Annotated in this window: 20 protein-coding genes and 5 pseudogenes; 14 read left to right on the top strand and 11 right to left on the bottom strand. The window is 36.2% G+C overall.

Going from position 1 to position 24,372, the window contains the following annotated elements:
* The 8 genes and pseudogenes from ACFIML_RS08060 to ACFIML_RS08025 all read right to left on the bottom strand — a co-directional run.
* On the bottom strand, positions 1–1,314 hold a 1,314-nt coding region (locus ACFIML_RS08060; RefSeq protein WP_375687844.1), incomplete at its 3' end, for a DEAD/DEAH box helicase family protein.
* A 494-nt stretch (positions 1,315–1,808) separates the two neighbouring features.
* Positions 1,809–2,321: a DUF3987 domain-containing protein gene (locus ACFIML_RS08055; RefSeq protein ID WP_375687848.1), complete on the bottom strand. Its 513-nt coding sequence runs from the start codon at positions 2,319–2,321 to the stop codon at positions 1,809–1,811.
* 860 nt (positions 2,322–3,181) lie between these two features.
* The gene (locus ACFIML_RS08050; RefSeq protein WP_375607526.1) at positions 3,182–3,685 is read right to left on the bottom strand and encodes a hypothetical protein; all 504 of its coding nucleotides are present in this window, start codon (positions 3,683–3,685) and stop codon (positions 3,182–3,184) included.
* A gap of 1 nt (position 3,686) precedes the next feature.
* Positions 3,687–4,085: a hypothetical protein gene (locus ACFIML_RS08045; protein WP_375607525.1), complete on the bottom strand. Its 399-nt coding sequence runs from the start codon at positions 4,083–4,085 to the stop codon at positions 3,687–3,689.
* Positions 4,086–4,322: 237 nt separating this feature from the next.
* Positions 4,323–4,778: a hypothetical protein gene (locus ACFIML_RS08040; RefSeq protein ID WP_375607524.1), complete on the bottom strand. Its 456-nt coding sequence runs from the start codon at positions 4,776–4,778 to the stop codon at positions 4,323–4,325.
* 69 nt (positions 4,779–4,847) lie between these two features.
* The gene (locus tag ACFIML_RS08035) at positions 4,848–5,153 is read right to left on the bottom strand and encodes a hypothetical protein (protein ID WP_375607523.1); all 306 of its coding nucleotides are present in this window, start codon (positions 5,151–5,153) and stop codon (positions 4,848–4,850) included.
* Between the two features lie 689 nt (positions 5,154–5,842).
* Positions 5,843–6,043, bottom strand: a complete 201-nt coding sequence (locus tag ACFIML_RS08030) for an AlpA family transcriptional regulator (RefSeq protein ID WP_007347430.1) — start codon at positions 6,041–6,043, stop codon at positions 5,843–5,845.
* 209 nt (positions 6,044–6,252) lie between these two features.
* Positions 6,253–7,420: pseudogene (locus ACFIML_RS08025) on the bottom strand (tyrosine-type recombinase/integrase).
* A 149-nt stretch (positions 7,421–7,569) separates the two neighbouring features.
* Between ACFIML_RS08025 and ACFIML_RS08020 the strand changes: the two are divergent.
* The 14 genes and pseudogenes from ACFIML_RS08020 to ACFIML_RS07955 all read left to right on the top strand — a co-directional run.
* A complete protein-coding gene (locus tag ACFIML_RS08020) occupies positions 7,570–8,253 on the top strand; it encodes a DNA adenine methylase (protein WP_375687846.1) in 684 nt (227 codons plus the stop codon).
* A 488-nt stretch (positions 8,254–8,741) separates the two neighbouring features.
* Positions 8,742–8,960, top strand: coding sequence for a TA system antitoxin ParD family protein (locus ACFIML_RS08015; RefSeq protein WP_375607422.1), 219 nt, complete (start codon positions 8,742–8,744; stop codon positions 8,958–8,960).
* A gap of 4 nt (positions 8,961–8,964) precedes the next feature.
* Entirely contained in the window at positions 8,965–9,237 is a 273-nt protein-coding gene (locus ACFIML_RS08010; protein ID WP_012231665.1) for a type II toxin-antitoxin system RelE/ParE family toxin, read from the top strand.
* An 878-nt stretch (positions 9,238–10,115) separates the two neighbouring features.
* A complete protein-coding gene (locus ACFIML_RS08005) occupies positions 10,116–10,811 on the top strand; it encodes a carboxymuconolactone decarboxylase family protein (protein WP_375687841.1) in 696 nt (231 codons plus the stop codon).
* Between the two features lie 86 nt (positions 10,812–10,897).
* A complete protein-coding gene (locus ACFIML_RS08000; protein WP_375687839.1) occupies positions 10,898–11,311 on the top strand; it encodes a hypothetical protein in 414 nt (137 codons plus the stop codon).
* On the top strand, positions 11,286–11,519 hold the full coding sequence (locus ACFIML_RS07995) for a hypothetical protein (protein ID WP_375687837.1): 234 nt from the start codon (positions 11,286–11,288) through the stop codon (positions 11,517–11,519). Before ACFIML_RS08000 ends, ACFIML_RS07995 begins: the two co-directional genes overlap by 26 nt.
* A gap of 291 nt (positions 11,520–11,810) precedes the next feature.
* Positions 11,811–12,614: an AfsA-related hotdog domain-containing protein gene (locus ACFIML_RS07990; protein ID WP_375687835.1), complete on the top strand. Its 804-nt coding sequence runs from the start codon at positions 11,811–11,813 to the stop codon at positions 12,612–12,614.
* A gap of 11 nt (positions 12,615–12,625) precedes the next feature.
* Positions 12,626–12,787, top strand: a complete 162-nt coding sequence (locus ACFIML_RS07985) for a hypothetical protein (protein WP_375607429.1) — start codon at positions 12,626–12,628, stop codon at positions 12,785–12,787.
* A 294-nt stretch (positions 12,788–13,081) separates the two neighbouring features.
* A complete protein-coding gene (locus ACFIML_RS07980; protein ID WP_375607430.1) occupies positions 13,082–13,468 on the top strand; it encodes a hypothetical protein in 387 nt (128 codons plus the stop codon).
* Between the two features lie 84 nt (positions 13,469–13,552).
* On the top strand, positions 13,553–14,311 hold the full coding sequence (locus ACFIML_RS07975; RefSeq protein ID WP_375687833.1) for an HAD family hydrolase: 759 nt from the start codon (positions 13,553–13,555) through the stop codon (positions 14,309–14,311).
* 152 nt (positions 14,312–14,463) lie between these two features.
* Positions 14,464–15,218, top strand: a pseudogene (locus ACFIML_RS07970) (SDR family oxidoreductase).
* Positions 15,219–15,229: 11 nt separating this feature from the next.
* Positions 15,230–16,162 carry a DMT family transporter gene (locus tag ACFIML_RS07965; RefSeq protein ID WP_375687831.1) on the top strand — a complete coding sequence of 311 codons (933 nt, stop codon included), beginning with the start codon at positions 15,230–15,232 and terminating at the stop codon, positions 16,160–16,162.
* A gap of 13 nt (positions 16,163–16,175) precedes the next feature.
* Positions 16,176–16,253, top strand: a pseudogene (locus tag ACFIML_RS07960) (Killer protein); the annotation flags it as partial.
* An 18-nt stretch (positions 16,254–16,271) separates the two neighbouring features.
* A pseudogene (locus tag ACFIML_RS07955) lies at positions 16,272–16,364 on the top strand (transcriptional regulator); the annotation flags it as partial.
* A gap of 1,417 nt (positions 16,365–17,781) precedes the next feature.
* Here ACFIML_RS07955 and ACFIML_RS07950 read toward each other — a convergent pair.
* The 3 genes and pseudogenes from ACFIML_RS07950 to ACFIML_RS07940 form a co-directional block, all read right to left on the bottom strand.
* The gene (locus tag ACFIML_RS07950) at positions 17,782–19,353 is read right to left on the bottom strand and encodes a type ISP restriction/modification enzyme (RefSeq protein WP_375687829.1); all 1,572 of its coding nucleotides are present in this window, start codon (positions 19,351–19,353) and stop codon (positions 17,782–17,784) included.
* A pseudogene (locus ACFIML_RS07945) lies at positions 19,346–19,879 on the bottom strand (hypothetical protein); the annotation flags it as partial. The pseudogene ACFIML_RS07945 and the gene ACFIML_RS07950, both read right to left, overlap by 8 nt.
* A 1,541-nt stretch (positions 19,880–21,420) precedes the next feature.
* Positions 21,421–24,372, bottom strand: a 2,952-nt coding sequence (locus ACFIML_RS07940) for a type ISP restriction/modification enzyme (RefSeq protein ID WP_375687827.1), incomplete at its 5' end; no start/stop codon positions are given.

Raw genomic sequence — 24,372 nt, 5'->3', positions numbered from 1 at the left:
TTGACTTACTTCTTCTTCGTTGACAACTAATATGATAACTTTACAAGGTGATAACAGCTTATCCTCTAAAGCACGTGAAAAGTTGTAAGTGTAAAGTTGTTTGCCATAGAGTTTTTCATTATCCATGGACACTAAAATGTTATTGGATAAGAAAGCATTCCTTTTTAGCTTGTCACTAAAGATCTTTGGGGTTGCTGTCATGTAGAGGCGTTTTTTGCTTTGAATGATGCTGTTATCGTGAACCTTGATAAATTCGGATTCATTGTCTTCACTTCCCAATAAAGCCCCAGTAGTACGGTGTGCTTCATCACAGATGATCAAATCAAATTTGGGTAATCCATGATCCTTTTGTGCATCCGAAATCACTTGGATAGAATGGTAAGTTGAAAAGACTACCGTCATTGCATCTGCTAGATTTTCACGCGCTTCTTTAGCAAGGGCTTTTGCATCCGTGGTAGCAGGGAGAACAAGATCTGATGTTTCCATACCAACAATATCCTCTTGGTTTTTATGACGCTTGCCTACTTTTGTATCAGAACAAACCGCAAAGGAACGCAACGGGATTTGTGCATCGGCTGTCCATTCACGGATTGTTTGTGAGACTAAAGCCAGAGAAGGAACCAGAAACAACACACGCTTGCCTTTCCCAGCAAGGGTTTCTGCTATCTTAAGACTTGTGAAAGTCTTCCCCGTTCCACATGCCATAATGAGTTTGCTACGGTCTGCTTCTTGTAAACCTTCACAGACTTTCTTGATGGCTTCTTCTTGATGGGGACGAGGCTCTTTGATTGATTTAAGAAAAACTTCTTGTTTTGTTGCAAATATTTGCCAATCTATCCGACTGTTTTCCATATGACGAAGGTCAATGCGATAAACGGGTATCGCTTGTCCTTTAATCATGGCATTCACATTGTCACTTAATTCCACTTCCGTACTATCAACGAGAAGACGATATTTAAAGATGTCTTTTCCAGAGGCAGCGATAAAGCTATCAATATCCTTTTTACTGATCTGATGGTCTGCTTTATAACACTTACATTGAATAGCGACATAACCCTCTTGATGATGAAGCTTAGCAACTAGATCAATACCGATATCATTTTTATTCCAACCTTCATGCTCTTGCGCCCATTCATAATAGGTTTCTACCTTTTCGTAGCGTCCATAATGGAGAGGGTCTTTCGTCAAATAAGCTATGACAAGGTTTTCAAACAATGTTCCTAATTCACGGAGTGATTTAGCTTGTTGACGATAATATTCCAACAGAGAGCGTAAAGTGACATATTCATTATCATACTTATTAAAGTGATGCATATTACAACAGGGCTTCGTTTTCATATAATATGATTAATAATCATCAAAAGAATCAAAACGAATTCAATTAAATACATTTAAAGTAAATAACGATAAAAATGGGAAAAAGCTGCTAAAAAAAGCGGATATTTTTTTCAAAAGGGGTTTTAAAGCTTGTTTATCAACAGCCCATGACATGGAATAAGACCAGCAAAGTAGTAAAATCTGCTATTCATTTCACGGGTTAATCAAGATAAATGTACTATGTACTTTAAAATATCAGAATGAGTACTTTGATAGATTTTATGAATCATTTTCCTTATAGGTTTTGAAGGTGTAAAAACCGTCAAAACCTATAGAGATTGTATTTTGGATATCTTTGATACAAGGTAAAAGGAGCATGTTTCTTCTTTAAAAAATGATAAAACAAAAAACCTCAAAGATAATTCGTAAACCCTTTGTTGGTACGATAAGATCTTTGAAGGTTTTAAGGATAACAAAAGATTACAATGACTTCATTGTTTGATGCTGTTGTTTTTAACGAAAGGGTGCCATTCATAACGTATGGTAGGTCGACCGCCTTGAGAGCTATTTTCGCTTGCTATTTGACGAATATGATTGGAGCGACATAAGAGCTCTAAAGCTTTCTTAACAGCTCTATTATCTGTTAAACCGATCCAACTTCTTTGATGAATATCACGTAAAGTAAAAACATCGGGTAAACAATCACAACGTTCGACAATCAATTTTGCCCCCTCTGTTGCTAAGTTATCCGCCGCCGCATAAAGCCTTTTGACATGACTGAACAAATATTTTTCCCATCGCAAGGCTGTTTGAAGGGCATCTTTATTGATTTCAAAACGCCCCCCTTCGGTTAATTCAAAAATCAACGCAAGGCTTGCTATGGTCTTTGGCATTTTTAAAAGATGCGCTTGTAAGCTTTCAGAAAGGTTATTCTCTTTAGCTTTTTTAAAAATCTTTTGCATCCATTCACGAAAGATCTCTTGAGCTTCAGCAGAAAAGCGCATCACAAGCGGGTGTTCAGGAGAACCAAGGGTTTATATCATAATGAGAACGTATTAAGCTAAGAGGAGATGCCAAATTCTCAAAGGAGAAGAATATCCTCAGCAAGCATTTGTTCATCTTGCACATATATTTTTAGTATTTTTAATAATTTTTTTTTGGAAGATTTCTTGGTACGGCACGCGATACATCAGTGCTAACGTTCTCTTAAAAAACACACAGATAATTAATCAGCTTCAAAAAACAACCTTACCAATGAAGTACTAGCTAGAGGGTTGCATGCACAACGCAATAATGGCACACTGATTCCCACAAGCGTGCTTCACATATTGCACGCATAGCCTGTACAGAGTCTACCGCTCCTAAATACTCAAACGTAAAAACGTAATGCTACTGGATCGTATAGTGACCGCAGTTGCACCCTTAAACACCGGTTCCTCCCCATATCATAATGTTTGACAAAAGCATCATACCATCATAGCAACCGTTTTGCGTAGGGGTTACACAACATAGTTCTACAAATTGTTGATGCATTGCCAAGCTAACAGTTTTCTTGCCCACCTACGCCAATGAGACCATCACTATCCTCTTTTTGAATCGTAAAACAAAATGATTTTCCATGAGCGATAAACCATCTGCTCAAAGTCCAGCTAACTCAAAACTCATAGCATTCTAAACCTTTAGGCTCGCTCTTCCCCCAAGAGAGCATAGTCAGATATATCACTTCCCTCACCTATTCACGCACTGGGATAAAAAAATCTGAAACTACGAGGCAACGCTGCATTTGTATGCAGCGTTGTTGTTAGGAATAAGCTTCTATTGAGATAGTTCTAATGGGAAGCACCCACAGCTAATGGTATAGGGATTAATTTGGATTCTTTCGAAATGCTATATATAAATTTAATGTGCCGCCCCACAACACACCACCAGTAAACCCACTTAAAAGACCAAAAAGAAGGTTAAAATCAAATGCATATTTCAAATCAGGTACAACCTTGAGAAAAACAATCAATGTGAATTTGATGACAAAAGCGATAAGAATAAATGTCAGCGTCAACGGCGTACCAGGCAGAATAATGAAATCCGTTCCCTCTTTGATTTTTAAACGCGCAGTAGCACGCCAGAGCAACCATCCAACGCCAAAGCCGATCATCAGCCCTGCCAACATTGAGACTGCTCCCCAGCGCGGGAAGGCCAGCTGGTTAATCACATCGCTTGCGCCCAAAAAAAGAAAGACTAACGGCAAGAGAAAAAGGCGGTAAACCTTCGTTTCCCTATCTTTCAATGCGATTATTCCCCTCGCAATGAGAAAAATAAGCAAAATCCAAGCCCATAAAGGGGTTCCGGTCAGAATGTTAAACAATGACATATTATGCTCCATGATGTTTGATGCGATAAAAATATTGCATGATGTTAGGAAGATATTTAGAAAAAAGAATACCAGCACAAATTAAACCCATAGTGATTAACCAAATCTGGGAGGTCCATGTAAAAAAAGCCACTAGAAGACCATTGGCAAAAAAGATGATTACCCAAATACGTGTAATATATTTATTGATGAGATAAAATAGGATATGTTTGCGTTTTTCTTCAGAAACACCAGCACTGGCATAAAAAATGGTAAAGGGTTTCTTTACCAGCAAGCTAATCAATGAAACCAGAGCAAGTGACAGATAGCAAAAAACTGTGGGGTAGTTCAGTAAAAGTGTAGACCATCCAGCGAAATAATTAACAAACAGGACAATAAATGTCAGAATGTTAGTAATCATCACGGGTTCTCCCTGTCGGATACTTTTAATATTCCTATGAAGAATATAAACAGAACTAAGAAAATGAGAAATGAAGTTTTTTTGATTGAATGGAAAAAGAAACCAGCACGGATATCTCATTTGACAGTTTTTCCCTTCAAAAAAGCTATATAAACGAGAGATTTTCATTTAACCATTACTTTTAAAGATGTGTGAATAAACTAATGTAAAAAGCTTTGTTATAAGTATTTTATTGAGTTAGAAATCTATACCAATAGCTTTGGCTTTCATCTTTTCGTAGAGCTTGCGCATAATCGTCATATTTTCTTTACGCACATCAATAATTGATTTTTCAATTGACGTTAAACGAGATTTATCTAAGTTTCCTAACCTTGCATAATGGGATGCTATTGCTTGACGTGCTTCATCGTAAGGTAATCCGCCTTTACGATTTTTGGGTAAACTATGAACTTCATTTACTGTCTTATATTGCGCAGGATTACTAACAAGGATTATGTGCTTCTTAATAATATCTATTTCCATTAAAGCTTTTTTAAGACTACTAATCATAGCCTTACTATTGGCATATCTTAGCAGATCGTTTTCTACAAGACTACGCTCCGTATCAATAAGTAATGACAAACCACCGCTTTTCTCAATGTTACGAAGATAACTACACAAATCATTGCGCACATCATGTAGTTTCTTGGTCATCAATGCTTCATCAAGACTTTTTACATAGTTATTTCGCGAACAAAAATACGTTCTAACTCCTCAAATTCTTTAGAAATGATGACCTCCTATGATAACATCTTTATCTAACCAATCGGGACCATATTCTTTATCAGCATCTTTAGTAGAAAATCCCATATCACGAATAAATTGTGCTCCATGCCGCTTTTTAAGAAACAGAAGTGTATGTGCTGGAGGTTCAGTCATTGCTAACCATTCCCACGCCGCTTTGCTATCATTAGCACGGTCTGCTGCTTCTGATTCAGCAGTATAAATGCAGTTTTGATCTAACCCGACTGCTCGTAACTCCTCACGTTCAGCATCCGTCATATAACTTTTGGGTAATTTCTTTTGCATAGGAAATCCCTTTCTGTAATCTGTCTTGAAATATTAATCTAATGGTTAAATCTGATCAATCAAATTTCCTATGAATTTTTCAATTTGTTGTTTGGAAATGAAAATAAGATATCTGTTTTTATCTTTGATCATTTTGATTTTTTGTATCAAAGAAGCTTATCGTTTTTTCTGATACTTATACACTTAATTGATGGTCTTTATTGAACGTGACACAATTTTACGCATATTTACGAGTTTCTCCTGATGACAAGATACAGAAAATCAAAAACTTGGTTTGTTAGAATATGCTAACAAAAATGCTTTTTCTTCATTCCATATTGAATATAAACTATAAATAGAAGGAAAGCTTAGTGCTTTAATCGAAAGAACAGAGCAGGGGATTGTTATTGACACCTGAGTTTTTTGTATAACCGATTTTCTCTTGATGTTTTAGAAATTCTTAAAGATGTTAGTGAGCATAATTTATAAAGTACGCCAATTTATTAAGGGATAACAACCTATCATCATAAGCAAGACAACGGGCCATTTTAAACGCCCATACCCCCCGGCACAGCACGTGTAATGCCCTACGCATTCTTAAAAGAACACATCATTTTAATCCTATAACATTGCGTCATAGGACGGATTGTGCTATCTCTAGATTGATGAGTTTGAGAAAGCCTTGTCCGTCCTTACGTGACAAGGTTTTTTTATGCCACGTCGTTATAACGTTGCTGTTTTGCTTGCTCGATGACATTCAAAAGATCCGATTGTAACCAACGAGATAAAAAACCAAATTTTAAGGGTTTTGGTAAAGAGCCATTGGTAACATGACGGCGGAAAGTTGAGACACTCATATGAAGCAATTTTGCACTTTCACGGTCTGTTAAAAGAATATCATTTTCTGTCATTCTAAAATCCTTTCATAATAAAAAATAGAACCAAATCATACCTAATTTATTAAGCACATTTTGGTTCATTTTTGAAGGTATTTTATTTATAGAAAACAATATTTTATCATATAAATTCTCATGTGATAAATTATGATTCTAATTGAGAGCGAATGAGAGAGAAGAGAGAGAAAGTTATCCACAGATCATGGGGTTATGCACCCCATATCTTAAGATTGACCGGTGACATAAGCCGCCCATTTATCCATATAGACACGGCGCTGCTCTAGATAATCAGTACGACGATAGGCACGCTCTACTTGCCCCCCGACCGTATGAGCTAGAATGGTTTCAGCGACTTCATAGGGGGCATCGGTTGTTTCAGCAAGCCAATCGCGTAAACTAGAGCGAAAACCATGCGGGCAGGCTTCAAGTCCAATCTGTTGCATATATTTTGCCATACAATTCTCACCAAGAGAACCGCGACCGGTTGCAGAAAAGAAGAAATCATTGCGAGAAAGCCCGCGCGCTTGTTTTAAAATGTCTAATGCTTCAGATGATAAAGGCACACGAAATTCTTTTGTTGTATCACGCTTTCTTTTCATATTTTCAGCAGGAATAGTCCATATATCCCCATCAATCTGATTTTCACGAATATGACGCAAGGGATTAGTACGGACACCTGTCAGAATAAGCAAACGCAAAGCCAGTTGTGTTAGGGTTGATGCTTCACAGAGTGTTTTATAAAAAGCCGGAACCTCTCTCCAATCCATGGCTGGTCTATTAGTGACCTTATGGCGTTGTTTTCCTAAGAGAGCTTTTGCTTTTTCTACAGCTTGTAAATCAACATCTACACCTAATGCAGCCGCATGTTTGAGACAAAGATTAAGACGTATCAATGCTGTTCGAGCAATTACAGCCTTTGTATGCCAAATGGGAGAAAGGGTATTGCGTATCTCTGTTTGCGTAATCTCTGAAACGGGGAGGCAGCCTAATTTGGGGAGAATATGAAGGCGTAAAGGTGTAAAAAAAATTCCATCTTTGCCATCCCCTTTTAATTCAGCTTTACGACTTTCAAAAGCATCCACGGCAATGTCTTTTAAATAATGGAGATTGCTTATTGCTTCACGCTTTTGTTTCTCACGTTTTTTAATAGGATCACGACCTTCGTGCAAAACAGAACGCCATTGGTTTGCCAATTCACGGGCTTGTTTTAAAGAGACATCTCGCAACGCTCCCAAGCCCATTTCACGACGACGTCCGTGAAGGGTATACCGTAAAATCCATTGAGCACCTCCATCTTTACGCTTATGAAGTAACAAGCCAGCACCATCATTATATTTGCCAGCCCCCAATGTTTGCGACAGATCTTGCATTAAGACGGTTCATAAGAGCCATTTTTACTCCTTTCTTGTACAATTTTTACCCACATATCAATCCCGCTTGTGATGTGCAAATGAGTGGTTTTGATTGAAGCAATATAAACTGATTTAAAATGAGACAATCTTAGGTTATTCGAGGGTCTAATTCAATATGAATAACGCTAGATTATCATTATAAATCAATATATTGTATCTTTAAGGAGAAAATTAGTTCCTTTATATGAAGTGATCAATGATCGTTCAGGTGATGTGGTGAGTTTTTTTCGGGTGTTGCAACGCCATTATTACCCTTTCATGGATCTGTTGGAGTTCCAGGTGAGTAGCCGTGAGGCGTTTGAACGGTTACGCACCCAAGATCCCAAGCCCCTGACAGATTTAGAGCGGGCATTGCGGTTTTTATATCTGCAGCGGTTGAGTTTTGGTGGCAAAGTGGCAAAACAGACGTTTGGAATTGATCCACACCGTGGTGCACGGTTTAATAGTCTCAAACTTGAAGCCTCCTTAAAGCTTATTTACCGTCGTTTAGCAGGTGTGACCATTGAACATTTAGATTGGTTTGAGTTTATTAGGCGCTATGATCGTCCCAACATCTTGTTTTACCTTGATCCGCCTTATTGGGGTGTTGAGGATTACTATGGCAAGGATTTGTTTAAGCGAGAGGATTATCAGAGGATGTCCACACTGCTTGCACAATTAAAGGGAAAGTTTCTTCTGTCACTCAATGATGTGCCGGAGATTCGCAAAAGCTTTAGCCCATTTAAGATAAAAGAGGTCACCATATCTTATACATGCAGTTCAAATAATCCAATTCCAGCTCAAGAGCTCATCATCTCAAATTGCGACTTTTAGCAAAGGAGAAAAAGCTGCCTTAAAGGGTCTTTAAATGATCTTTGAAAGGTCTTTGAAGACCCTTTGAAAACCCCTTTAATTTTTTAAAAAAGACGTGAATTTTAAAAATGAATTGCTGCAAAACCTGCTGACAAGCTACATACAAGACATATAGAATCAATAATTTATAGCACGACAAAAGTGCTGTGGCGGAGGGGGTAGGAATGCTATATTTATATAAAATCAATAGATTATATAGAAGTTCGGGAATTTTGATTCCGTTGATTCTTTTAACTTATTTTCTGCCTATCCCGAACCTTTTTAGAGCTTATTCTCGATCATTTAGTTCTAAATTTATCTTTTATTTTCTCTTCTTTCAGATATTAAGAAAGATGGCTGTGAGAGAAGGAATTGTGTTAGAGATCTGCTAGGATTATTGTGTTTCAAAGGTTGCTTTTTAACACCTTTTGAACTATATTACCACCTTATTGTAAGGTAGGAGTATAGTCATGGCTACAACTGTTAAACTATCTGATGATCTCATTAATGAGGCTAAGCGTTACGCGTCTGTTTATAGCCGCTCGGTTCCTAAGCAAATTGAATATTGGTCGCGTATGGGCAAAATAGCCGAAGAAAATCCAGATCTCTCCTTTCAATTTATTCAAGCAATCTTACTTGGACAACAAGAAAATGCACATGGCGATGTAACAGCATTCGAATTTGGCTGAATCTATGCAAGTTTTACAAACCCATTCATTTAAAAAAACTGTCAAAAAACTGCATGCCAACCAAAAACAAGATCTAGATCAAGCTGTTCGCGTCATTATGAAAACGCCCACCATTGGTCAAGCCAAAACAGGTGATCTTTCTGGTGTTTTTGTCTATAAATTTAAAATGGCCAAGCAATTGACGCTGCTTGCTTACAGCTATGAAGATCACACGATTACTTTGACCTTGTTAGCACTTGGCTCTCATGAAAATTTTTACCGAGATCTTAAAGCATAATATATTTTACAACTTGATAGAGGCACACAGCATTAATTTTACTAAAGTTCTCCAGTGCTAGAGGTATTAAACCAAAATTTATAGACATGATCAAGCTATATTGGGCACCTAATTGCGGCATAATATTTTTAGCTAAACCGATTGGAGGACTTTGCAGCAAAGGAGTACTGCACTCATCTGCTATTACATACCTCTAACTTGAGTTAAAAACAAAGCTCTTCCGTACACCCCAACAAATGGCTTTGTCATGATAGAACTTTATTAGATTAGAGGTAAGTCAGTAGCATCTGTTATAAATTTAACGCTTCGCACTTTCCTCGGTAAATTCAAGCCGCAAAATACTAAATACAACTAAGTCCTATAGCTCAATGCGCACATAATCATGCATGGTGTTTCTACGCTCAACAAGTTACACCTCAGTTCTCTTGCGCAAATACGAATAAGAAGGGTTTAATTTGCTAATTTTAGCTCAGTCTTAAGTACAACGTCTGGAAAGGCTACACGTGCCTGCTGCATCAACGTAATATTAATGCCATAGAAAAATCCCTTACTATCTGCTATAGCTTCATAAGGATTGCCTATAATGTAAAAAATGAAAAATAATATAAAATAAATTTACAAAAATGATTGACTAGGATATTAAAGCACGATAACGATTCATGCAATGCAAGTCCGCAAGAGGAGATAAGGTATTGCATTTTAATTGAAGGTTTAGTTTTTAAGGAAAGTAAAAGCCTTATCCAATTAAAGCTCCGTGGGGAGGGGGCCATTACATGCAAGAACAAACATTTGTAAATTATAAGAAAAATGCTTATGAATTGGGCGTGGAGCGTTTACGCTCTATGGAATTGGTCTAGACCCCTTCAATTCTTGAAGAAATGGCCGATATTGCCCCTGATCTCGCAAAATTCATCATCTCTTTTGTGTATGGAGAAATTTATGAGCGACCTCACTTAACAAGCCGTATTCGGCAGCTTGCCACCGTTGCCATCTTTGCAACTCTCGGTAATGCAAGACGGCAACTCAAATTCCACCTTACCAGTGCTCTTAATATTGGGTGTAGTCCTGCTGAGCTGATTGAAGTAATGATACAGTTGGCACTTTATGCAGGGTTTCCAGCAGCCTTAAATAGTGTTTTTGCTGCAAAAGAGGTCTTTGATGAAAAGCAACTAGACTTCATATCTAGTTGCGGCTCGCCATTAGTATGCGAGGATCGCTACGAATCTGGACTGAAGGCACTAGAACATATTGATGGCCCCGATGGACAAATGATTATTAAGACACTGGGTAGCATTGCTCCAGACTTAGCTCGTTTTGTTGTTGAGTTTGGGTTTGGTGATATCTACACACGGCCTATCCTCAACTTCTTTGAACGGGAAATTATAACGGTGGCAGCGTTAGGAACTGCGATTCCACAGCTGAAGCTGCATATACAGGGTCTGCTTAATGTAGGTGGCACGCCCGAACAGGTGATTGAATTAGCAATTCACATTGCTCCTTATGCAGGCTTTCCTGCAGCGATTAATGTCGTTGAAATTGCTAAAGAAGTTTTTGCCTCACGCAAGGAGACATAGAGAAATTTATTTGCCAGCAACATCATTATTATCAAAAGCGTGATACTTACGAATTTAATTTTTTTCTTAATTTCAAGGAGAATTTAATGTCTACACCGTATCTTTTAATTACAGAAATATATCCTAAAGAAAACCAAACTCTTACAGTAGCTAAGAAATGGAGGCAGATCACAGCAGAAAAATCTGAGCAGCAGGCTACGGTGTTTGTATCTCTTGATAATAGGACTGTTCTGCAGTTGAGAGCCTTGCCCTCATTAAAACAGATTGAGAGCTTGCCTGGGATATGGGAGCTTGAATTAAAATTATTGAGAGAAGATCTTGTGAACGACTTTCGTCGTCAACTTTTGACCTATGTTGAATCGGTAAAAGTGCTCAAGCAGTCTTTGCCTAGCACACCGTATCTGCAGCTGCGTCATATTGAGGTTCCTCCAAGCCGTTTTACTTCCTACCGCCAATGGCGAGACAAAACCATTTTTGACCTTAGTACGCAAGGTATCTGAGGTTGAAGAGTTTATTGCTTATCATTCCATCATTAGTACAGAGCTGGGTGTTATGTTTCTCTCCGGTTTTTCTGTTGATCCTGAGATCTATAAGAGCCTTTTTTCTTCTCCGCGCTATCAAGAGATAATTAAAAAGTCCGGAGACAATTTTATCACGGGTGGAGAAGGTGGACTTTATACAAAAATTTACAAACGCTTTATTAATTAACAACGAACTACGGCGACAGCTGTAAAACTAAGCTACAGCTTTTGGTTTGAGTGGAGGGTAGTGATTGCTAAAAATGAGCGCTTACTCTTCTATAATATTACCGAAAAGCCATGTATGTTTTAAGTAATGTAATTATTTTGGTAAATTTTTGCTTATATTTGATCAATAACGTAGTTACCGATTTTTAAAGCCATATAATAATTTTATGAAGAGTATGTTTTTATTTCAAATAAATCAAAGAGATATAAAAAGAGAGTTAAAATTAGTTATAATTTTGAGGCAGGGAGCACAATGGAAAATACATCTAATAAGAAAATTTTTATAGTTGGCAATAAATTTCATGAATTTAGTATACATGAAAACGTTAAGACTTTTGGGGAAATTTTAGAGATGATACGTACAAATTCCTTTGCCAATTTACCTAGTAATAGTCAACTTGTTAGCGGTCAAGGGTTAACAGAAGTTCAAGCTCAAGCTCTTTATGACCAAGGACTATATCCACTCGCAGCCCACGGGATTGATATTTCTCCTCTACTACAGCGTCCACTTCGCGTTAGCCGCCTGCAAAGTCATAAGCACTACATCAGAAATGCGATTATCTCTCACCCGAAACGTTTAGATGAGCATAATTTTGAATCTCACTTAATATTGGATGAACGGTCAGAACTAATGAATGATCATCAAACTGGACAACATATACAAGGTATGGTGTTGATTGAAGCAGCTCGTCAAATGTTTTTAGCAGTTACTGAGGAATATTTTATCGGAGATAACTGGACGGAGCTGTATTACTTTGTGTTAAATAGCCTGGCTGCCAATTTTACAGGGTTTGTATTCCCTCTTGACGTTGTTTTTAACTATCGAATTAACTCTAGCGATATATCCAGATTATCTCGCCTTCACTTCGATATAACTATCTCAGTTAACCAAGGCGACACGAGCGTCGCTACTCTTTCCTTTCAGTTTACTGCTTATCATGCAGAAAAACTAAAGAAGAATGAACACAAACAAGCGATTAAATTTCTTAACAAGCAAACAGGTAGGGACTCTGTCTCGCGGAAAGCTGAGAACCTTGAAAATGTTTATCTTGCGTAGAGGCATTATCTATGAAAACAATAATGTACGAACTAAGTTTGACTACACAAGGACCGACTTATCCCCCGAGCGAAGTAATGGATGAAAAGGGAAATTTTATTGTTATTGGACAAATCAATCGCATGAATTCCCATGGAGAACTTACCTCAGAGTGGGGAAGAGCTTTGGTATAAACCTCTACTGTAACTCCTGAATTCGGCAAGAATGCTCCCTACGATATCATAAAAGAACTTTCAGATCCTCTTTCTAGTAGTGATGCCTCTCTTGTATTACATACTCTGCCCTTACCATTACCATGCAATAATTATCCAGTAATATTTGCACCAGCGCAATGCCCCAATGCGAAAAATATTTATCTGCCAAGCTATGGCTTCCATGAAGTACCAATACCAGACGCTCGAAACCAAGATGGTAGAAAGATTACTGCGCCGATAACCCTTGAACAATGGTGTAAAGCGAAAGGATCCATGGAAGTTTTCGTCCCTAACGACCAACGAACAGGACATTTTCGTTTTGAATTTTTGGGGTTAATTCCTAACAGTCTTTACACAATTATGGCACTACGGCAACATGATCTGAATCCCCATGCACCTACACGACCCAGCCCACTTGGTCTTCCCAATATACTACTGGCAGATGCTGATGGGCATGCCTTTTATCAAGCAATATTACCCAATCCGTTTCCATCTGTGAACGATCCCTCTGCTAATCGAATAGTAAATATCGTCTTGCTTTGGATGAGTTATCAAATGAATCGAGGCGGTGCGATCGGATGGTATGGCTTAGGAGGGGATGTCCACGCGCAGCTAAAGCTCAAAAAAACAGGTTTCTGGGAATTCACAACAAAGGATTAATATTACGAATAAATCATATCCATGCTTATAAAGAACAAACAACATTATAAAGTATTTAATTTTTTTTGAAGGGAGAAATTAATAATGAGTCTTGCGTATGCATTCTTCGATGTAGATGGCACCCTTATTCGGAGCAAGAGTATGCTCGCTTTCCACGATTTCTGGTATAAATCTTGGCTAGGTTTTTCAACCAACGCTCACCAAGAGGAATATGCAGATACTACTGCTATTTTACGTGCACACCATGATAACCAGAGTCCGCGCAGCGTAATAAACCGTCTCTTTTATGAATTTTTTGCCGGACGTGCTGTAGCAGAAGTAACAAGATGTGCAGAAACTTGGGCAAAGCGCGCGTTGATTAATCCTACTTTCTTAATCCAAGAAGTAGTAACAGAACTAAAATCCCATCATAGCCAAAAAATTGAGCCGGTCTTAGTATCCGGCTCTTTTATAGAAATTCTAGCCCCCATTGCAGAACATCTAGGTGTACCTTACATCTTGGCCACAAAACTATTGCATGATGGGCAAAAATATAATGGCCGTTTCGTCCCTCCGCAAACGATCGGCGTTGGAAAAGCGCTTGCGATTCAGGATTTTATTGAAAAACATGGTGGTGACCTTAAGAACTGCTGGGCCTACGGTGATGATATTTCCGATGAGCATATGCTGAAGCTTGTAGGTCATCCTGTCGCTGTTATTGGCGATCCTTTGCTTGAGGCGTATGCTCACAAGCATGGTTGGCGCTGTTTAAATCTACCTAAAGAATCACAAACTCTAGCATTCTCCTCTAAAAAGGTATTTCCTTTTAATGAGACGTCTTTACATGAAATATCAGTTCTTTAGTTATTCAACCTAATCACAATAAACTTTAAAGCTATCTTATTATTTAAACAATTTAATAATACTCAATACATTAAACATAATACAGTAATACATAATGCATGGCTAAAAATAAACTAGCTGAATATTAATGATTACAACTTCAGGTATAGAAAATGCTAAACGAAATGATAAAAAACACGACCGGAATTTACTCACAACAACAGAAACGTATTTTAGTCACAGGAGGCGCTCGCGGCATCGGTAAAGCAATTGTTCTAAACTTATTGAAAAATGGTCATAAGGTAGCAAGTGCAGACATCATTGACATAGAACTACCAACCTCCATCGATACGGCAAGCTTATGTAAATTGATTGTTGATATCCGCGATAAAGAAGCCATTGACTCTTCTGTCCATAAGGTTATCTTAGAATTTGGTGGTCTTGATGTCTTAGTTAATGTAGCAAGCATTTGTTATAGTGGCGATCCAGAAACAATTGATGCTCAAGAATGTGCTGAAACATTTGATGTGAATATTAAAGGAATGTTCTATATAATAGCTGCTACTTTACCCTATCTAAAAAAGGAGATTCGCGCCGATATTTAAATATTTCATCCATATGGGGTGTAGAATACAATCCTTCTTTAATTTCATATTCTTCTTCTAAATTTGCTGTAGAGGGCTATAGTGGTGGGTTGCGCTTATGGGGAATGCCACAAAATATTCGTGTTTGTTCAATCCAAGTTGATAAAGTTAATACGGATTTTCGTCGCAATTTTAAAGGATTCCCAGAGATACCTCCAGAGAATCTTGCCAAAATGCTTCAACCAGATGACATTGCTTCCGCGGTCAACTTTATTCTTTCCTCATCTAATACCGCACAAATTTCTTCTATACGTCTCGATGCTCCACTTTGGTATCAAATATAAGGATCTATCCAATGAAAATCACGCCCAGAATAGCTCTTGTCTTAACCCTCGTAGGAACCTTTTTTTGGGGTTCCAATTTCCAAGCCACTAAGATAGCTTTAACGACTGTTTCTCCATGGACAGCTTCTTTTGAGCGGTTTCTCATTGCCGTAATCGCCATATTTTTAATTATGATTTTCAAAGAAGGCTTGCGGTGGCATGTTTTATCGCAAAATTTTATTTCTTATATTTTCCTAGGGATTATCGGTGTGGCAGGGTTTAATGGCGCTTTATTTGTTGGCTTGCAAACGTCAAATCCCATAACAGCCTCCCTCATCATGGCGACAACCCCTATTAGTGCTAATATTATTGAAGCTATCATGAATAAATCTTTCCCAACCTGTGAGAGGGTTATAGGGATGCTCATTAGCATGTTCGGGGTCTATTTAGTCATAACAAATGGGAGATTTTTGTCTAACCATGTTTCCTTTGCCAAAGGAGATATTATGATTCTTTTAGGTTCCATTGGTTGGGCGTTCTATACCGTGGGCACGCGGTCATTTGTCAAGAACGCAACCCCGCTTGAAACAACAAGCTGGACGATGCTCTCTGGCACCGTCGCCCTTGGCGTCCTAACCTTTTTATTCGAATCCCCTCTTCAAGAAACGATGTCTATGTCCGGCGCTAGTTTATTCGCACTCCTTTGGATGGGGGTTGCAGGATCAGTTTTAGCCTACCTATTTTGGAATATTGGAATAGCGATCCGAGGTCCGGGTAAGACGGCGATATTTTTCAATTTTGTACCTATTTCAGCCTTATTGGTGCAAATCCTGTTCGGCTTCATCCCTCAAATCATGCAAATCATAGGCGTTTTTGTTACGATTTTTGGAGTTCTAATCGGACAAGGCTATATATTCAGCTTACTAGGATCTAGAAAAGCCGTTTCCAATGCGCATAAAGAGTAATATACTTTTTAAGATGAATGGAAATTGGCGTGTTATTTTTCGCTTTATCGGAACAGATGTGGAGCTTGTTGATTATCAAGATTACCGTTGATGAAAGGAATGAAAACAAATGACGCATAACCCCGCCCATTCTAGTGAAGTTCTAAAAGTAGCTTTTTTAGAAGAAATGGGGATAACAATACAAAAATTAGCGTATCGTCTTGCATATAGCAAAATACGTATTTATTGTCAAATAATATTTTATCTTTTTTTGATATTTTTTTGTATTTTTTAAATACGTTGTGTATTGATAATATCTTATGCTTATGAATTGCTTCTTTTATATTTATATGCGTTTAAAGCTATATTATGGGATTTAGAAACGATTGCGCTGTTTTTTGAATCTATACATTTATAATATTTAAAAAGGCTCTCATAATGCGTATTTTTATCTTTATAACCTATCAGTTTTTTTTACTAAATGAATTTAAATTTTTTTGTGAATTTTGTTTATAATACATTTAAAATTTAATAGCCTCTTATAGGTGCTCTCTTTATAATCAATGCGTTCATTTACAGTTTAGTTATTTGAAGCTGCTGTTTTTACGCATTTTCTATAGCTGTTATATGCTTTATAGCCATGGCATCAATTTTTCATTTTCATAAGAGAAACGATAAGTAGGATAATTGTAATTTATAGACTGTTATGAAAACATCTAAAGAGAGATTGATCATTATAGAGATCAGTAAAATTCCTTTTAATAGGCTTTTGTCAGTGATGTCAGTTTTGTCAGTTCTTTTTAGACCCTCTATTATTTTTTTTGAATGGTAAAAAATTAAAATCAATATATTTCAATATGTTAATATCTTTAAAACATAACTTATATCAAGAGTACAATCTTTAAAGATAGCCAATGATGTGAATTGATTAAAACTTGTCAGTTATGTGTCAGTAAATTGAACTGACAAAAGTGATCATTTTAATGAGTCATTAAAACGTGTCTTATGAAAAGCATATGAAATTAAAAACTGATTACGTTATCAAAATCCTTTTTATGAATTTTATCAGTTCTTTTGAATGATAACCTTATGATTTATAGAATGATTACAACGTGCTTTATGAAAATCATGTGATCCTTTAAAGCCTTTCAAAAGATGGTTTGTAATTCATAAGAAATGCTATCAAGATCATTAGGTTATGAGTTTTGGGGGTGTTTTTTGTACGTATTATTTTATTTTTTAATCCAAAATAAAAATCATTATATTTCAATGCGTTAATGTTTTAAAGAAACAACCTATATTAAATACAATCTATAATATATATAAAAAGGGGTTTTGGGGGTTTTAAGAACCTACAAAACCTATAAGTAATATAAGAAAATGAATATACATAACTCTTTTTAAACAAAGCTTTTGAAAACAATAAAGCTATCATTTTAGATTACGGTATAACCTCTTAAAGGCAATGTAAAAGAAGCCTATTCACTTTAAGATGGGATTTCTTTTTAGAATAACGCATATAAACACTCCTTTTAGAGATTGTATCTAATCAACTTAACAAAAAGAGGTATAGATTATGGTTATAAGCTCTATACCCCTTATGCGTTTATCATACCCATTATGTGAGCATGCTTTATAAGTTATTCAGTTTCTCTTAATACCAAATTTGGTAAGTCTTTCACGATTTTCATGGTTTCTAAACTTACGGTAATAACCCTTTGAAATAACTCTAGAGGGTAGGCAGGGTTGCCAACGGTTTCAACAGCATAGCGATTAGCATCATTCACAATACCGCTCTTTTTATCTGTTTTAACGCATTGACGCCCCATAACCCATTCAAGAGCGGGTTTACCATTGACTATATACTCATAAGCTTCCTTAGGGATATCTGTCATTGTAATATTGCTATTATAAATAACTGTTGATTTATCCTTTTCCTTACTATCCTTAATTTTTGCGAATTTCATTTCAGTTACATAATAGAACTTTTCGGGATTAGAAATCTTTGTCAGTTTTGGATTACCCTTTTTAAAGGTCACGGGATACGGCTCTACATTTTCATAATTCACGTGCAAATGACCTAGTTCACGCCCTGCTGTCACAAACTTCCAAAAATCATCAGCACTCTTTACACAAGGGATACGAGGCAATTCTTTGCATAAATTATGTGCATAACGTGTACGATAATCTTTTGAATGGAAAATCCCATAAACATAATAGAATAGATCATCTTTAGTGATAGTTTCATTAGGATAAGCGGCTTTAAAATGGTCTAGACCTTCATCAGTAATAGCATTACGTCTCTGTAAACCAGCTGTTTTGTTTTCCTCTATAGAGTTTGTAAATAAATAGGATTGTCTCTCACTTTTATTTCTCTCTTTTGAAAATATAACATTTTCGTAGATATATCTTGGAAAGCATTGACTGTTATCAATTACACATACGTCAGGCAAATTCTTAATCATCAATACAGAAAAGCCACTTCGTGCTCCCATAGAAGAAACTTGTATTACCCTATTTTCAACCACTTTTCCTATTGGAAATATCCGTGGCATTCGGTAAACACCATCGTTGAGATCACGATTATAATAGAGCCATTGCTTGGTAAAAGGACGATAAAGGCTTTGCGTGAGGCAATCATCTTCAAAGTTAAAAATCTTTCCTTTTTCTAAGTCTCGTTTGAGATTATGGCTCCAACTAATTTTGCTTTCATCCGAATTGATAAAATTATTTACAGCATTTTTATGTATCTTGCGATCAACATGTCCATAAGCATTATTAAAACGTTCCACTTCGTTATTATAGAACGTAATCATATTACTCATGTTGTTAGCTAAAGCTTTATAACTTGAGTGATAAACCCAAAGATCACGACTGGTCATAATACCACGAGAATAAGTCTCAAAGAGCTTTGTGCTATGAGGTTTCTTATCACCTATAGCTAAGAATGTTTCAAAACTGTTATCACGTTGGTTAATCCAATCACCATGTTCATCCGGTGTAATTATTTGCCAGCCTTGTTCATGGGTAATACCATCAATACTGTAAAATTCGTCAAGGATCTCAAGTTTCCTTTTAGTTGTAAGATTACTACCAATGTCGTGATAGTAAATTTTACATGATTCAGTCACATTGGGCTTTTTGATAAAGAGCGTTATAGCGATACCGGTCATACTACCATTGCCGAAAATATTTTCACCTTCTTGAGCCACTTATTTTTGCATTGCCTCCGACATGAGCATCATCACAAATGACAGCATTATCAGAAATATGAGCATGATCAGTGACACGGGCGTTATCATAAATTTGTGCATTGCCTTCAATTACAACGGCGTTGCTAGCATGCGCATTACCAGACAGCTTTGCATTGTCCTTTAATGTCATACCTTCAAAAATAGCATTCCCATAAATTTGAGCATTACCATAGACATCAACAAAAAAGCTTTTTACTTTAGCATTTCCAAAGACGCGTGCATTTTGAAAGACCCGAGCTTTATTATACACCCAGCAATTACCTTCATGAGAGAGATTATCTTCACTTTCAATATAGCCACCGAAGTCACCTTTTTTCACATCATCAAAATCTCTTAAGGCTCTAATTCGAGTTAAGAAATGACCATCGATATATTCACAATCATCAATAAATTCATATTTTTTTGCAGGCTCTTGTTGATTAACAGACGCCGTTTCATTCGCAATATTAGAGATAACGGGGGTGTTTTTTGAGATATTTGTCATAATTAAAACCTTACGGGTTAATAACGTTTTCAATTGACACTCTATAAGAGCATCGGGCGTTGAAAACACGGCCGTAAGTCCGTTGTTATGCTTTTCCCATAAATGGGTATTGTATGGCATAACCACGCCCGACAAAATTCTCATATACTAACAAAAACATAAAAGATAGCCAGTATTTTAAAGACATGGGAGAGGCTGTTTCGTAACCTATCCGCTTACGGTTTAAGTGTTTTCATCACTTGAGTATTTATATAACAAAATACGTATTTATTGTCAAACAACATTTTATCTTTTTTATGTTTTTTCTTATTTTTTAAATACGTTATGTATTGATAATATCTTATGTTTATTAATTGCTTCTTTTATATTTATATGCTTTTAAAGCTATATTATAGGTTTTATGAAACGATTGCGTTATTTTCTGAATCTATACATTTATAATATTTAGAAAAGCTCTCTTTATGCGTATTTTTAGCTTTATAACCTATCATTTTTTTACTAAATGAATTTTAAATTTTTTGTGAATTTTGTTTATAAGGGGCTCTAATTTAAACAACCTTAATAGCACCGCGCTCTTATAACAAATGCTTTCATTTGCATTTTTGCTTTCTCTATAGTTGTTATGTTCTTTATAGCCATGGCATCATTTTTCATGTTCATAAGAGAAATGATAAATAGGATAATTGTGATTTATTGCTTGTTATGAAAACATCTCAATAGAAACTGATCATTATAGAGATGAGCAAAATCCCTTTTAATAAACTTTTGTCAGTCTTGTCAGTTCTTTTTAGAACCTATATCATTTTTTTCAAATGAGAAAAATTAAAATCATTATATTTCAATAAGTTAAGTTTTATCAATTTTTCAAAATACAACTTATTAAAACAACAATAACAAATAAATACAACTGTAAATATATATTTGTCAGTTTGTGTCAGTACATTGAATCGACAAAAGTGATCATTTAGTGAATGATTAAAACATGTCTTATGAGAGTATGTGATCTTTTAAAGCCTTTCAAAAGAAAGGGATTATAATCATAATAAATGCTATCAAGACCATTATGGTTATGAGTTTTGGAGGTGCTTTTTACGCCCCCCTTTACATATTTTTCAATAAAAAATAAAAATCATTATATTTCAATATGTTATTTTTTATCAATTTTTCAAAAAACAACCTATATCAATAGTACAACCTATAAATTCAACTAATGCTCTATGTTTTGTAAGGGTTTTGGGGGGGGGGTGAAAACATTCAAAACCTATAAGTAATATAAGAAAATGAATATACATAACCCTCTTTAAACAAAGCTTTTGAAAAGGATAAAGCTATCATTTTAAATTACGATATAATCTCTTAAAGTAATCCAAATAAGAGTATCTAAAAGTGCAAGTTTCTTCTTTTTAGAATAACGCATGATAAATTATCCTTTTAAAGATTGTACGTAAGCAATGTATAAAGGGGGTATAGGAACCTATAGGTATAAGACCTTTTACCCCTTGTGAGATTAACATACCCATTATGTGAGCATGCTTTATAAGTTATTCAGTTTCTCTTAATACCAAATTTGGTAGGTTTTTCACGATTTTCATTGTTTCTAAACTTACGGTAATAACCCTTTGAAACAACTCTAGAGGGTAAGCAGGGTTGCCAATGGTTTCAACAGCATAGCGATTAGCATCATTAACAATACCACTCTTTTTATCTGTTTTAACACATTGACGTTCCATAACCCATTCAAGAGCAGGCTTTCCATTGACTATATACTCATAAGCTTTAAGAGGGATATCCTTCATGATGATATTGCTGTTATAAAAAACTGTCGATTTATCCTTTTCCTTACTATTCCCAGAAAATTTCATTTCAGTCACATAATAAAACTTTTCGGGATTAGAGATCTCTGTCTGTTTTGGATTACCCTTTTTAAATGTGACTGGATAAGGTTCTACTGTTTCATAATTCATGTGCAAATAACCGAGTTCACGCCCTGCTGTCACAAACTTCCAAAAGTCATCAGCAGTTTTTACGCAAGGGATACGAGGCAATTCTTTGCATAAATTATGTGCATAACGGGTACGGTAATCTTCCGAATGCAAAATCCCGTAAACATAATAAAACAGATCATCTTTTGTTATGGTTTCATTAGGATAAGCAGCTTTAAAATGTGCTAATCCTTCATCAGTAATGGCATCACGCTTCTGTAAACCAGCTGTTTTACTTTTCTCTGTAGCATTTGCGAATAAATGAGTTTGTGTATTGTTTTTAGCTTTTGAAACCGTAGTGTCTTCGTAAAAATATCTTGGAAAGCATTGACCATTCTCTATCACCTGAAGATCAGATACGGTCTTAATCATAAGTACAGAAAAGTCTTTTTTTGCTCCTATACCTGTAATTTGAATTCCTTTATTTTCAACTGTTTGCTCCATTGGAAATATATGCGGCATTTTATAAACCATTTCATTAAAGCAGCGATTATAATAAAGCCATTGTCGTGTGAAAGGACGATACAAACTTTGCATAAGGCATGTCTCTTCAAATTTAAAAACTTTCCCTTTTGCTAGCTCTTGTTTAAGAGCACGACTCCAACTTATCTTTTTCTCATCTGTATCAACGAAATCATTTACAGTCTTTGCACGTTTTTTACGGTCAGTATCTGTGTAAGCATCATTAAATCGTTCCACTTCACTGTTATAGAAGCCAATCATATTACTCATGTTTTTTGCTAAAGCTTCACGGCTTAAGTTGTATGCCCAAGCATCACGATTAGTTACAATCCCAAGAGAAAATATTTCAAAGAGTTTTTTACCATGACCTTTTTTGTCACCTTTATCACCTATAGCTAAAAAGGCGTTGAAACTGTCATCACGTTGACCAAGCCAATCACCATGTTTATCTGGTGTAATTATTTGCCAACCTTTTTTGCTCCGTGTAATGCCATCAATGCTCCTAAATTTTTTAATTGTCTTAAGCTTTTTTTCTCTTGTGAGATAATCTCCAATATCACGGAAATATATTTTCCCCTGTTGTTTGGATTTTGGATTTTTTACGAGAATAGAAATCGCTATAGGGGCACGAGATCCTTCACCAAAAATTCCACCACTTTCTTTCTTACGTTGTTCTCCAGAGGTCCGAGCGTTCCCCCGTAAATGGAAAATGTAAAGGCTGCTGAATTCCTCAACGAAGCACTTGCGTAAACCATCCATAGAACTTCCATCAATAAAACCCGCATTTGTGACAAAACCAATAACACCATGGTTTTTTATACGGTCACTAGCCCAACGAATAGCACGGATATAACTATCATAAAGTGCTTGTAAGCAAGTTGCTTTTGATTGAGCAGCATAAGTTTCTCCAATACGATCATTCAATATGGGATAGGGAGTGTTCTTTGCATTATCATTTTCACTTTTTTGACCTGTTGAATAAGGAGGGTTACCAAAAATAACTTCAATATTGAGATTTTTCTGATGTTCTAAATATTCACTGTTTTCTTTCATAGTACCTTCCATCAGATCTTTTTTCTCAAAAAGATGAAACGTATCGGTTAAACCAATATGCTTGAATGGGATATAATTCCCTTTCATAAGACCATGATAGGTTGCTTCGATATTAATGGCTGCTATGTAATAAGCGAGTAAAACAATCTCATTGGCATGGATATCATAACGGTATTTATATTCCATGTCCTCTGGTTTGATGAGTTTTGATTGTAACAGCCGCGTGATAAAGGTTCCTGTTCCAATGAAAGGGTCGAGAATGGAGACACCTCGTGATCCTAGACTTTTTCCAAATTCATTACGCAAGACATCATCAACAGAATGAATGATAAAATCAACAACCTCAATGGGCGTATAAACAATTCCTAATTTTTCTACTGTACGTGGAAAAGCATAACGGAAAAATTCATTATACAGCTCTACAATTAAGCTTTGTTGTGCTTCAAGAGTGGTAATTCCACGCGTGTAAAATTGTACACTCTTAGAAATATTTTTGAGATCTTGAGATTCTTCTTTAAGAGTAAACTTATCAAGGACATTGAGTACACGTTGTAAAGCACAAGATACGGGATTCTCTTGAACAAACTGATGCCCCTCAAATAAAGCATTAAAGACTGGACGCGTTACAAGATGTTGTGCAAGCATTTCAATTGCGTCTTGTTCGGAGATAGTTGTGTTTAAATTGCTCCGCAATTCGGTCATAAAATCATTAAACACTTGCCGTGTTTCAGTTTCTGATTTTGTTAAAACCTCAGTTAAGCGTATGATATGAGTTTGAGCAAGATCACCAACATTTATTGCCCATTTTTTCCAATAGCTAGGGTCGTAAAATCTATTAACAATAGCAGCTTTAATGACATCTTTACTTTTAGAAAAAAGGGGGAGTTCTCCTTGTTCTTCACATGTGTGAGAGGATTCGTAAGTTGCTAACCCAATATTAAGTCCTGAATACTCTAATTTTGAGCGTATAGGTAAATCATCAATAACCGTGGTCGT

Origin of the sequence: Bartonella sp. AC62GZZY (assembly GCF_042196525.1) — a bacterium.
GTDB lineage: Bacteria > Pseudomonadota > Alphaproteobacteria > Rhizobiales > Rhizobiaceae > Bartonella.
Note: the sequence above shows the minus strand (reverse complement) of the source record. Positions and strands in the feature narration are given on the sequence as shown.